This is a genomic window from Glaciecola sp. 1036 (genome assembly GCF_050306235.1).
GTDB lineage: Bacteria > Pseudomonadota > Gammaproteobacteria > Enterobacterales > Alteromonadaceae > Glaciecola.
This window is the reverse complement of the sequence record NZ_JBLWFH010000014.1, coordinates 60,765-72,905: the sequence shown is the minus strand read 5'-3', so window position 1 is coordinate 72,905 and position 12,141 is coordinate 60,765. Positions and strand designations below refer to the sequence as shown.

The 12,141-nt window shown below is 41.8% G+C and carries 9 protein-coding genes; 3 read left to right on the top strand and 6 right to left on the bottom strand.

The window, feature by feature from the left end; genetic code table 11:
- Window positions 1-352: 352 nt before the first annotated feature.
- Window positions 353-1,975, bottom strand: coding sequence for a SulP family inorganic anion transporter (locus ACNKW3_RS16790; RefSeq protein WP_427400484.1), 1,623 nt, complete (start codon window positions 1,973-1,975; stop codon window positions 353-355).
- Between the two features lie 239 nt (window positions 1,976-2,214).
- On the opposite strand from ACNKW3_RS16790, the gene ACNKW3_RS16785 reads away from it, so the two are divergent.
- From ACNKW3_RS16785 to ACNKW3_RS16775, 3 genes are all read left to right on the top strand, one after another.
- The gene (locus ACNKW3_RS16785; RefSeq protein ID WP_427400483.1) at window positions 2,215-2,787 is read left to right on the top strand and encodes a YceI family protein; all 573 of its coding nucleotides are present in this window, start codon (window positions 2,215-2,217) and stop codon (window positions 2,785-2,787) included.
- Window positions 2,788-2,918: 131 nt separating this feature from the next.
- On the top strand, window positions 2,919-3,221 hold the full coding sequence (locus tag ACNKW3_RS16780; RefSeq protein WP_427400482.1) for a hypothetical protein: 303 nt from the start codon (window positions 2,919-2,921) through the stop codon (window positions 3,219-3,221).
- Between the two features lie 75 nt (window positions 3,222-3,296).
- A complete protein-coding gene (locus ACNKW3_RS16775; protein WP_427400481.1) occupies window positions 3,297-3,860 on the top strand; it encodes a CBS domain-containing protein in 564 nt (187 codons plus the stop codon).
- 63 nt (window positions 3,861-3,923) lie between these two features.
- On the opposite strand, the gene ACNKW3_RS16770 is transcribed toward ACNKW3_RS16775, so the two are convergent.
- From ACNKW3_RS16770 to ACNKW3_RS16750, 5 genes are all read right to left on the bottom strand, one after another.
- Window positions 3,924-4,964 carry a hypothetical protein gene (locus ACNKW3_RS16770; RefSeq protein ID WP_427400480.1) on the bottom strand — a complete coding sequence of 347 codons (1,041 nt, stop codon included), beginning with the start codon at window positions 4,962-4,964 and terminating at the stop codon, window positions 3,924-3,926.
- A 134-nt stretch (window positions 4,965-5,098) separates the two neighbouring features.
- Window positions 5,099-7,420 carry a response regulator gene (locus ACNKW3_RS16765; RefSeq protein ID WP_427400479.1) on the bottom strand — a complete coding sequence of 774 codons (2,322 nt, stop codon included), beginning with the start codon at window positions 7,418-7,420 and terminating at the stop codon, window positions 5,099-5,101.
- Between the two features lie 140 nt (window positions 7,421-7,560).
- Window positions 7,561-8,007: a DUF3592 domain-containing protein gene (locus ACNKW3_RS16760; protein WP_427400478.1), complete on the bottom strand. Its 447-nt coding sequence runs from the start codon at window positions 8,005-8,007 to the stop codon at window positions 7,561-7,563.
- Window positions 8,008-8,018: 11 nt separating this feature from the next.
- On the bottom strand, window positions 8,019-9,572 hold the full coding sequence (locus tag ACNKW3_RS16755; protein ID WP_427400509.1) for a hypothetical protein: 1,554 nt from the start codon (window positions 9,570-9,572) through the stop codon (window positions 8,019-8,021).
- A 108-nt stretch (window positions 9,573-9,680) separates the two neighbouring features.
- Window positions 9,681-12,140, bottom strand: a complete 2,460-nt coding sequence (locus ACNKW3_RS16750; protein ID WP_427400477.1) for a LamG domain-containing protein — start codon at window positions 12,138-12,140, stop codon at window positions 9,681-9,683.
- Window position 12,141: the final 1 nt, after the last annotated feature.

The following is a 12,141-nucleotide window of genomic DNA, read 5'->3' as shown; positions in this document are numbered from 1 at the left end:
GTAAAGTTAGTTTTCGTTTTGGTCGTAAGGTTATACTAGAACGCTATACAAAAGCTAGCATTATTCATTTGTTCGTAGCCCAATATCACTTGTTTTTAAATATAAAAAGTGAGTAATACGAAAAACCGGTTACAATTATATATAGGTCTTATGTATTCAATGGTTACATTGTCAATAAGGGGAATGCACATATCAAAGGCGCTATTTGCACTAAGTTTTCTCTTTGCCACATTTCAATAAATAAGGATGCATATGCTAGTGACGCTGCAAGTCTCTGCAGTACTTGATTTGTGTTCCATTGTTTTTTAAAAAAGTAGTGCTCGACAGTCGCCCAGTTGACTTACGATCTAGGTTAGTTTATTTCTAATGCGTTACTAAGCGAACTATAGCAATTTTCTTCCCCGACTAAAGTCACTATGCCCAGCCTTTTTAACTCAGCGCCTGTTTGTCCTTCAACACCTATGAGTTTTACTTGAGCATCATTTTCTAGGGCGTAGCGAATTAAACCTTCTATAACAATGCCGGTGGAGATTCCCAACAAGGAAGCATCTTGTACATCAATTAACACAACCTGATGGGTTTTAAAGGGTTCAAACTGTTGTTTCAGTCCTCTACCCACGGCGTAACTTACAGGGCCGGTAATTCGAATAAGTACCGTGGAATCTTGTTGCTGTTGTAGTAATTTTTGTTCTTTTTTACGTAAACGGTCTAATCCCTGTGTAGTATCCGCAAATATAATTCTGCCTAACTCAATGTCAGACAGTTGATTCAGAATCACGATGTTTTTGATAAAGACTCCGACGAAAACAGCAGTGATTAAATCAACCAAGACTGTCAAACCAAACACTAACAACATTAAAAATACAGGAAACTTAGGTAATTGATGCAAGCGTTTCACAAATGGCCAATCGATAATATCGATGCCCACTTTTAGCAAAATACCAGCTAATGCAGCTAAAGGAATGTTCTCGAATAAGAAGCCAGCACCAGCTATGACTATGGCCAAAATTAGTGAATGAACAACGCCTGATAATGGTCCGGTACCGCCGGCTCTAATGTTCACCATAGTTCGCATAGTAGCGCCAGCGCCAGGTAAACCAGCAAACAAACCTGCAAACGCATTGCCAATGCCTTGGCCTATAAGTTCCTTATCAGAATTGTGTTGAGTGCCAGTTGCGTTATCGGCAACTAAAGATGTCAGCAATGAATCAATAGATCCGAGGACAGCAAGCATCAAGGCGTTCATCAGCATAAACTGCAACATCTCAAATTCAATCTTTGGCACATAGAGTTCGGGTAAAGCCGACGGAATAATACCGATGCGAGGAGCAATGGCTGACGGGTCTAACCAAAGTGCGCACATTGTGGTGAGTAATAGCGCTAATAAAGGAGCAGGCAGTAATCGATTGGCTTTACCGCGCCAAAGAAACACAATCAGCAGGGAAATCAATCCCAAATACAACGCAGGCGCATTTAAATTTTTAATTTGAAGTGGTAAGTTTTCTAACGAATTCAGTACGCCTGCACCTGGCGAAAATCCTAGCATTGGCCCGAGTTCTAGTATAATGATAATCACGCCTACACCGCTCATAAATCCTGATATCACGGGATAGGGCACAGTGACAATATATTTTCCTAAGCGTAACAAGCCAAACAACGCCTGCAGAAGACCACCCAGCAAAACAGTAGTGAAAGCAAGCGTTAAACCCGCTTGAGGATATGTAGCAAGGGTTTGCGCAATAATAGCCGTCATGACCACAGTCATGGGTCCTGTTGGACCAGAAATTTGAGACGGAGTCCCGCCAAAAATGGAGGCAAAAAGCCCAACAATAATCGCACCGTATAAACCGGCGATAGGACCAGCACCAGAGGATATCCCAAACGCTAACGCTAATGGCAGAGCGACTATGGCAGCTGTAATTCCGCCAAATAAATCACCGCTTATATTTCGGGTAAAATCTTGGCGACTGTACATATTGACTGGTTACCTTGAGCTTGGAACTTGTCTGACCAATGTAGCGCAATATCAGAAATTTAGGAAGTAACGGCCGACTAAAAGCCAATGCAAGGTCAATCTGCAACTAAGGCGCATAATTCACCTTTCGATAAATTAGAAAAAAATATTGAATTTATTGATAGAGCCTTTCTAATTTTTTTACGTAACAATACTGTTAGTTCAATATTTGTTCATTTTATACTCAAAAGGATTCTGTCATGAAAAAGCGTATTACCAGTTTATTAATCGGTGCCTTATTTAGCGTTTCAGCGGTAGCTGCTCCAACTACTTACCAAGTAGATCCTACGCACACATTTGTTGTGGCGTCATGGAGCCATTTTGGTTTTTCTACCCCGAGTGCCGTATTTGCTGGCGCTGAGGGCACCATCATTTTTGATCCCGCAAAACCGGCGGAAAGTTCAGTGGATATCTCGGTCAGCATTGATACCGTGGATACCTTTGTAGAAAAACTAACAGAAGAGTTTTTAGGTAGCGAATATTTCAACGCTGAAGACTTTCCCAAAGCAACCTTTGTTAGCACCAAGGTAACTCCAACAGGTGACAAAGAGTTTGATGTTACTGGCGACTTAACCATCAAAGGTGTGACTAAATCTGTGACTATGGATGTTACGTTAAACGGCATGGGTGAACACCCAATGACTAAAAAACAAGCGGTCGGTTTTGACGCTGAAGTAGTTATCAAACGTTCTGAGTTCGGTATCGATAAATACGTACCCTATGTGGGTGACGACATTACTTTGAAACTTACCGCGGAAGCGCAAACAAAGTAATCAGAAAATGCTGATGGGCTTTTTGCCGAAATTGGCGTATAAGAGAGTTAGACGTTTTTTAGCGGTGGTTTTGAACTTTCGCAAAAACGTTTAACTCTAATGTTTAAGTGTGAATATGGATAACCTCTAATATGAATTGGTTAAGACTAATAACAATACTCTATGCAATGGTTTTCACAACCACTGCGGGTAATGTATTAGCGACCGAAAATGGTATCCATGTCCCAGTTGCCGACCTGCAAGATGTTATTGTCGATACCTGTTCAGACAACGACAATGTGCATGAAGACGATCTAGATAATGCTGACCTTAATACCAGCTACAGTGTTAGAATTATCGATGCTGGACTAGCCCGATTATTTTCAAATTATTATCTAGCATATTCCCACACTGCCGGTACCCACAAAAGCATAAGAGCCCCACCACAAAAATAGTTAATTAAATCCATCGCCTTAACACTGCAAGAAGTTGTTTTGGCTTACCACTGTTAACTATTTGAGGGCATTCCCATGCATAATTTATCCCTTTGTAAAACCGAATCAATTGATACATTAGCGCATCCTGACATTTATGAGCATATTCAATTAAATTCGTCAGCGTTGAGCATTTTTACCGACTTCCATGAACATCAACCGCTTGTGATTGATGGCAACGTGAAAGCCATAGAATTAGAAAAATTGATGCGCCAATCTCATGTCAAAATGAAACTTGTTTTGGACAAAACCGAACAGTTTATCGGCATAGTGACACTAGCAGACATCACTGAACAAAAGATTCTTCAACGTGTAGTGCAACTTGGAACGCCGCGCTCAGAATTATTGGTAGTCGACATGATGCAACCCAAAGCCTTGTTGCAGGCCTTTGATTATCAAGAACTGAAAGTTGCTTCAGTGTCAGACGTGATCAATACACTGGAAGAAAATGGTGCTATGCATTGTTTAGTGATTGATAAACAAGCCCATGAAATTCGTGGTGTTATCAGTGTTAGCGACATTGCCCGAATATTAAAGATCCCTTTAGATATTCAAACTCAACCATCTTTTGCGAGTTTGTCGCACATTATCGCAGCTTAAGAAATTCAGGATCTCAGACACTCTCGTAAACCTAACGTCTAGGTACTTGAGTGTCTTGTTATTTCAACTCTTTACAACATTTTTTCGTAACGTCCAACCAATGAATGTAGTCATCAGCAGAAATCCAATCGATGATGGCGCATTTACTTCACTAGGGTTTGCTTCAAAGGTAACAAAATTATCAAAGGTTACTCCACTCGACATCAGCATTTCTTGTCCAGGTTGTAAGGTGATTGCGAGTGCAAATGCAAAGTTACCACTGGCTGTTGACTCATTCGGCCCAGATACAGTGTCACCCTCAGCAATCGACAAGGCTTCAAAGGATATATGACCAGAGCCGGCAGGATCTACGGTTCTAGACGCTATTGATGAAGCTAAAGGTGATGAAGCGCTAGTAGCCGGTGTATAGGCTTCAAGCTCTGTATACACAATATCTAAATTACCTTGGGTTTCAAAAAACATGTCTAAAAGCACGCTGCTTTGGGCAAAACCATTGTCACCATTTGCATAAGCATACACATCAGCACTAAAGCTACCTAAAAGGTCGAATGTGATTGCAAAGGCAGAACTATTTGATAGTTGCAATGTGCGGCTATTAACTAAGTATGAGTCTGCTTGAGAATTGAATTCCTGCGTAGTTAAGCCGATTTGCGAAGTACTGCTGCCCCAAATACCACGTTCCACGAAATCATTTGTACCATCAGGCAAAACTTCTTGTGCCCGAATGCCATAGCCATTCCATATATTACTAGCGTATGCGCCTTCAGTGCCCAAATTCCTTACACTTAGTGCCTCTTCACTAAATATTGAGGGGTTGTCAGGACCACTACCGGCTATAATATCGGTTTGATTGTCCGAATCTAGCGCATCTGGAGCAGCAAGTGAGGCTGCTGCACTATTGTTGAATAGTATTGAGTCAGTTATGGATTCAAGCCCAATGGGTAATTGATTTCCGCCTTCGATTTGCATATTAAATTCGAAATTACCACCGCTTAATACACTAATAGGTAGCGCATAGGAGACAGGAGAAAATAAACAGCCAATGGAGAATGCGGCCAATAAAAAGAGCTTAGATGTTGAATTTAAGCGATATCTGAACTTCATAACAAATCCTTTTTTATTTAAGCTTAGGACAACAAAGATAGTTCAGGTTAGTTTGCAAGAAAAGGTGCTGACTACTCATTTTTAAATGAATCACTACCTATTTTTTATCAGAAATATAAGTATAGCTGGCGATATTAAATTTGCGTCGAGGTTTCTGAGTAAATCGAGTGGTAAATTGCAGTAAAGAGTTTTTGCTTATCAATGGGTTTGGTTAAATAAGCCTGCATGCCAATTTTCATTGAAAAGATTTCATCTTCTTTGGTGCTATGGGCTGACAAACCTATAACCTTAGTCTCTGGCGCACGTTTTAAGATAAGTTTAGTTGCTTCTAAACCATCCATTTCGGGCATTTGAATATCCATCAAGACAACGTCATATGCGTTGTTTTCACACATTTCTACCGCTTGTTTACCATTCACCGCTACATCTATTTGCAGTTTAAGAGGCGCTAAAATTCCTTTGGCAATCTCTTGGTTAATATCATTGTCTTCAACCAATAGCAGTTTTTTGCCAGCCAAGGTTTTAAGTTCTGACTCGGGTATGGATTCAGGAAGTGTTTGCTGGATTTTTTCTGGAGCAACTTCTAAATATTCTAAAATAACTCGGCATGTGAAGGTTGACCCTTCGCCTATTTTGCTCAATACAGTGATGTCACCTCCCATGGCTTGGGCGAGTTGCTTACTGATGGTCAAGCCCAATCCACTGCCACCAAAGCGTCTGGTGATTGAAGCATCAGCCTGATTAAAGGGTTTAAAAATACGGCTGAGTTGCTGCGGCGTCATGCCTATACCAGTATCAATCACTGAAAACGATAAAGAGGCATATTTTCTGTCTAATTTTTTACCTGAAATAACTAAATGAATAGATCCTTTTTCGGTGTATTTGGACGCATTATTGATTAAGTTGATCAGAATCTGTTCAAGTCGCAAAGAGTCGCCCAAAAGATGAACCGGCGTCGATGGGTCAACAAAAAAGGCAACGGTTAATTGCTTTTCTTGAATCTTCAACTGACAGATGTTCATGACCTTACGCAATACTTTATTCAAATTGAAATTTACGTGGTCAAGCTCTAACTCACCCGACTCGATTTTGTTTAAATCCAATAAGTCATTGATAATATTCAATAGATGCCCGGAAGCATTGTCAATTTTTCTTAAATAACGCTCTAATTCCTGTGGACTTTTTGCTTCTTTCGCGAATTGCACAAAGCCTAATACAGCATTTAACGGAGTGCGCATTTCGTGGCTCATGTTACTTAAGAACAAGGACTTGGCATTGTTTGCTTTATTGGCTCGTTCAGTTGCCTGAATTAAAGCATTGTTGGCTTCTTGTAATTGCTCCACTTGTTCGGCAATGTGAGCTGCCATATGGCTGATGCGATTACCCAAATTCTGCATGACATCAGTACCTAGATTACCGATAGTCTTATGAAAATCGCCCATGTGAATGGCATCCACATACTGATTCAGTTTGCTCACGGGGTCGAAAACTTCCCGGTGAATAACAAAAATCGTCAAGAGTAACGAAAACAGCAGAATCAGCACAGCGACGGCAAATAGATAAACATTATCAAATTTCTGTTGTATCAAAGACTGTGGAAACAAACTTATTGCTATCCAATCAACCTCTTTAACATGCAGAGCGCCTAATAAATAGGTTTTACCTTCAATGGTGATATCGGTGTAATACATGGCATCGCTTGCGGCAGCATTAGTTCCAATAAATTCATTGATTTGGGCAATACTAGTTGCGGGCAGTAAGTTTTCCCAGTTCTGGTTATTGACCTGATCAACTAACGTATTCTGCAGTTCGTTTTGCGGATTGTCTTCATGTAGAGACCGCACCACTCTCGCTTCATCCACAAACAGGTTAGTAACACTGGATGAATCTCGCTGTAAGATTGTTGTGACAATGTTATCGATGTAGATATAAGTCCCCATTAATCCGATGACCTTGTCTTGTTCGCGCACTATATAATCAAAGAAAACGCCTTTTTCCTGAGTTTTGGGGTGTATGCTCGACATAATATAGACTTGCTTGCCAGACGATAAAATTTCGGTATACCAAGAGTCTCTAGAAAGGATAATTTGATCGGTTTGGATTTCGTTATATTTACGATTCCAATCGTAGCCATTTAAACTTTGATTGGAAAACATGAACCAACCGTAACAGTTCACAAGGTCACAAATAATTTTAATGTTTTTTATTGCGGCGTCTTTTGCTAGTTCATCATCTGGATTTTTCATCCATTTTTTATAGTCGTCAGCAGCCAGCCCGAATTCGATTAATTTCTGGTCACGGTTGAAATAATTGAGTGTCCTTTCCCGAGTAATCAGTAGATCTTGGCTGAGTAACTTAGCGCCTAACTCGTTTTCTACCTGATCTATGAAATTCTCAGCAAAGACAAAGAAAATAATAAACAGCGTTGTAAAAATTAGCAGGACTAATAGGCTCAATCTACCCTTTAATGAAAAAAACAGCCTGCGCATGAAGCCTCGGTACAGATTGTCGCAACGTTCAATAAATATATGTCGGCTTAAACTACTTTATTCGCCGGCATTTCAGGTATTTACATACATACTTGAGTATCTTTTAATCACAGGTAACTATATATAATCAATGCCCAACCGGCAACAATCCCAACCAGAGACAAAGCAATTCCCATATCAAACTGTTTGTGGTCTTTTTCTCGGATTAAAATTGATCGCAAAGGGCTTGCTGGGTCAAAATACACTTTTACTGAAGAGCCGGGGGGAAATTCTTTTTCAAAACTCAGTGCGTCCCATTCATTGTCGGGGTCAGTAAGACTGAGTCTATTGCCATAGTAAGTACTACCAGACACGTCATAGCAATAATCTATGCAATATTTCCAGCGACCTACGCCATTTTCTTCTCTACGCGCGTCAGATTTAAGAATTGTGCCGTTAGTCTGCGGCCATTCGTAACTGTCTCGGATGAGTTGGCGGTAGTCGAAATTTCGTCGTAATAAATAAAACGATATTAAACATAATAGACTACCTCCCCAAAAGCCGATTTCAAACATGGTCTTTAAGCCTATATGGTGCCATTAACTATAGGTTGAAACGCGGTCAAAGAGTCCATAAGCGTTGCATTTCCTAATCCATGACGCGGAAAATATTCCGCAAATCGATTTTGTTCACCGTGCAGAGCGAGATAATTCAATACAACGGTTTCTACCAATAAATTGACGTTGTTGGCGGCTGGGGTTGCAGCAGTTTCTACAGAACCGTCTCTGCGCATATAACCAAGTTGTTGGTGTTGAGCTTGTTGCACTTCATTAGCTCCAATAAGTTGTGGTGCACCACCTGGATTATAAACTAAAAAGAATGACGCTGATGTTGACGAGTTATCGCCAGTCCACACGCCTTTGCCTCTGCCGTCTACAGACTCATCAATCATTCCATTACTGAATACTGACCCATCAGAGTATACATACATCATCAGCGGCGTTCCAATTCGAGCTGCGTATTCTAAACAAGCGCCCATGCAACGTCCAGCACGTAAATCTCTGACTTCGCCGCTAGAGCGGTTGCCAGTATGGTAATCATAGCCCCCCATGGTAATGGTGCCGGCTCCGGCATATCCATTAACGACCAGTTTCATAACAGAGGCTGCTTTTCGAAACTCACCGTCGCTGTCAAATTCTTGTTGGCTGAAAATACCACCTTCGCCAACTATTAATGGATCTAACTCTGGGTTGAGTGAGCTAGGATCGCCAAACCGATCCGTTATATCAGCACTTTTCACATACCCACATCGCACCAAATCTTTAACCACATCGTCAGATGAAATGCCTGTGTTAACTCGGCCAAGTTTCATGTCACTAATACGTTGAATGGATTCCATAACAGCAACCGAATCTTCCTGACTTAATAGACCAACTAAGTCTCCAGTATCCACTAATCCAGTCACATCAGAAGGACGATCTACCTTAGTGGGGCGTTTACTTTCATTTATCATACTAAGGGGCGCCATAGAATTCGCGCCAGAATCTGTATTCCTTGAACCTATTAACGTAAGCAAAGAGCCATCAGCGCCTACTTTATTCACTCCATACATAGGGTTATGTGGATTATTACCCGTATCGTTTTCAGATCTTGCTGGAATGACGGCACCGTTAATATTTGCTCTGTTAGTTACCGACACCTTGTCCAGAATGCCGCGCAGAAACGCACTGTCACTATGAAACGATAAACCCAGTTCATTATTTACAAAATCCGACAGGCCAGTATTTGGGTTGGCAATAGAAGGTACCATATCACCCGGCAAACCTTGACGTGAATAGCCTTGGGTACTTAAGAAATCCAGTTGACCGCCGCGTCCGCCAACTAACACGTTAGAACCAGCGATATTTGCGCCACCGGCTAGATCAAACACAATAAAAGGAATTTTTCCTGCACCTTGTGACGCAATGCCGCAGCCTGCTTTTAAAGCTTCCAAGTCAGGAGATAACTGGGCATATGCTTTGCCAGGATTAGCAAAAAGACTTAATAATGAACCTCCCACCACAGCGCCGGCGCCAGCACAAAAACCTTGGGAAATAAATTCTCTGCGGGTCATGGGACGGCCATGGTCTTGATGTAGCATAGGCGCATCAAGTGAATGTACCTTAGGTATGCCGTTGTGGCGTTTTCGACCGAATGATTTTGCGAAACTGAATGTCTTTTTCATTGAAGTACCCATTTTGTCAACCCCTTACTGTATGGTCACAACTGCACTGCCTAGCACAGCAGCACAGCTTGCTTTGACCACAGTTTCTGTCGTTTCAGTGGTGCATGAATTGGTTTGTGAGCAACTACCTAATCTGTCAATAAGGTTACTTATTTCAGCGTTTACCATTAACTGATCAGGTTGAGTGCCTATGCTTTGGCCTAGCATTTTTGATGTTAACGGCAAAATCACATTATCTTTAAATCCAGCGCTAAAACCATTATTGGCGTTGTAGCTGAAATCAACATCTGGAAAGTACAATGTGCGCAACTGGTTATCTTCCACCAAACGATCGCAATACTTTATGGCTAACTGGGTAATCGCCATTTGGTTAGATGTTAAAAAGCTTCCAATATTGGTAACACTTGGTAATTGCTGGCGTAACTGGTTATAGGTCGCTAACACCTGAGGCTCTTGACTGCTAACGTTAGTTAAAGCGGCCATACTGGCATTTATTTCAGCAAAATGTCTTACGCCGATTTCCGATTGCGCCGTCAGGTCTTGAGGTAATGCCGGCACAGGTGGCGCTGCAGGCACTCTCTGTGATTGTGCGTCGCCTAATACATCGAAGGTAAGGAAAAACTCATCTAATTCAGGCCCTTTTTGTAACGGAATTATGGTGCCTTGGCGAGATAAAGGAATCCCTCCCAAATCATTGGGTGAAGTAGCGTCGACGGATGTATCTAATGTGGCAAATACTTGGCCAGTCTTTTCTTCCCTACCGTTTACACCTATTCGCATACCGGTTAAATTGATATCTGCAACGCTGGCATTTGGGTCTAGGCTAACAATAAACGGCTCGCTAAAGAGATAGCTGTACGAATCGAACTGGCTAACTTCAAACACCACATAACTTTGCGCCACATTCACCACATCACTAATACCAAACATTAAATAAAAGCGTTGACCAATGCCTGCATCAAAGTTACTTACAATCTGCTCGTCGGTCAGCGTTCTATTGTGCACTGCCACCATTCGAACTGTGCCAGCAAAGGGATAACGACCACTGACTTCACTGCCTATTACAAACGCAAAACTGTCATCCCAATCATTTAATAAGCTAGCTTCAATACTATCGATATCGTCAGTAAACTGGCCATTAACGTATATGCGTCGGCCATTAGTGCCGTCATAGTTAATCACCACATGCTGTAGAGCTGCTTGTAAATCCTCTTCAGCATCGGGAGTGCTTAATGAGGGTTCACCATTAGCATCTGTGTTCACATTGCGCAGATAAAAATCATAATTATAAAGTGTTTGGCCAAGCATCAAGTTACGTCTGTCATCGGCACCTGAATAAGAAATGATTCGCGCCGGACCTTCTTGAGTCACATTGGCTGGTGCAATCCAGGCTTCAATAGAAAATTCACCGGTGGCAACAATAAGATCATGAATTTTTTTGCTCGCGGTGGTTGAGCCTTGAGCTTTACCGCCGCGCAATTGAATTCCCCAGCCGCCGACCCAGTCATAATCACCGGAAATTGTTAAATCTAGTGCAGGTGAAATACCGCTAGTATCAAATGCTGTATTGCCTGAGCCGGTTTTAAATTCCCATTTGGCAATGAGGTTAGTTTCAAAACGTCCACCGCCGCTTGCTAAAGTTCCCTCATATAGAGATACCGCATCTGAGGCAACTAAATTAGGATCTAACTGAGTAGCTGGAATGGCGTCAGACATGGCTTGCACTGCATCAATAATACTTTGCGCGTCAGTTGCACAGTCGTTCCAGCAGTTGTGAAACTCATCTCTTAAGCGAGCCGCAATGCGGGAGTCACTAGGCTGATCTAAATTGATTTTAGAAATGGTGGCTAAATATGCTTCGGTTAAATCACTTGATGCAATGTAAGGTGAAATAGGAATGGAGGCGCTACTTTGATGACAATCGCCACAATGGGCTTCTAGAATCGGATGTATATTTGCGGCGAATAGATCCGGACTTTCAGGAAAGTTTTTATTTGCACCAACAGCTCTAGGTACTGGCGCTTCTAGGACTATGGCATTGGCGCTTTCATCCGTATTTAACCATGCCTCAACCCAAGTGGTCATCAAGTCTGCACAAGCTGTATCACTGCTTAGCCAGCAATTATGTCCGCCTGCAACCTTAGTCACTAGCAATGAGTCTTGTGGACTAGCTAAATTTACCAAAGTATTGGCAATAGCATAAGCTTCATTAATATCATCGTCTCTGGCAAATGCGGGAGATTGATTGTTCTGGGTGTGACAAGCGCCACATTTATCATCGGTGGCAATATTGTCCCAAACATTAAGCTTAAAGTTTTGCACGTCTTCAGTGGCAGCCGCTGGTCCATTATAGTTTTGCACTGGTTGTCTAGCAGGTGGTGGAATCGGGTTTTCTTGCACTTGTGTTTCGCTGCCGCCACAAGCAACCAATAATGCCACTGAAGCAGCTAAAGAGAAGATCTTGAAATAATGCTTAAGTTTCATG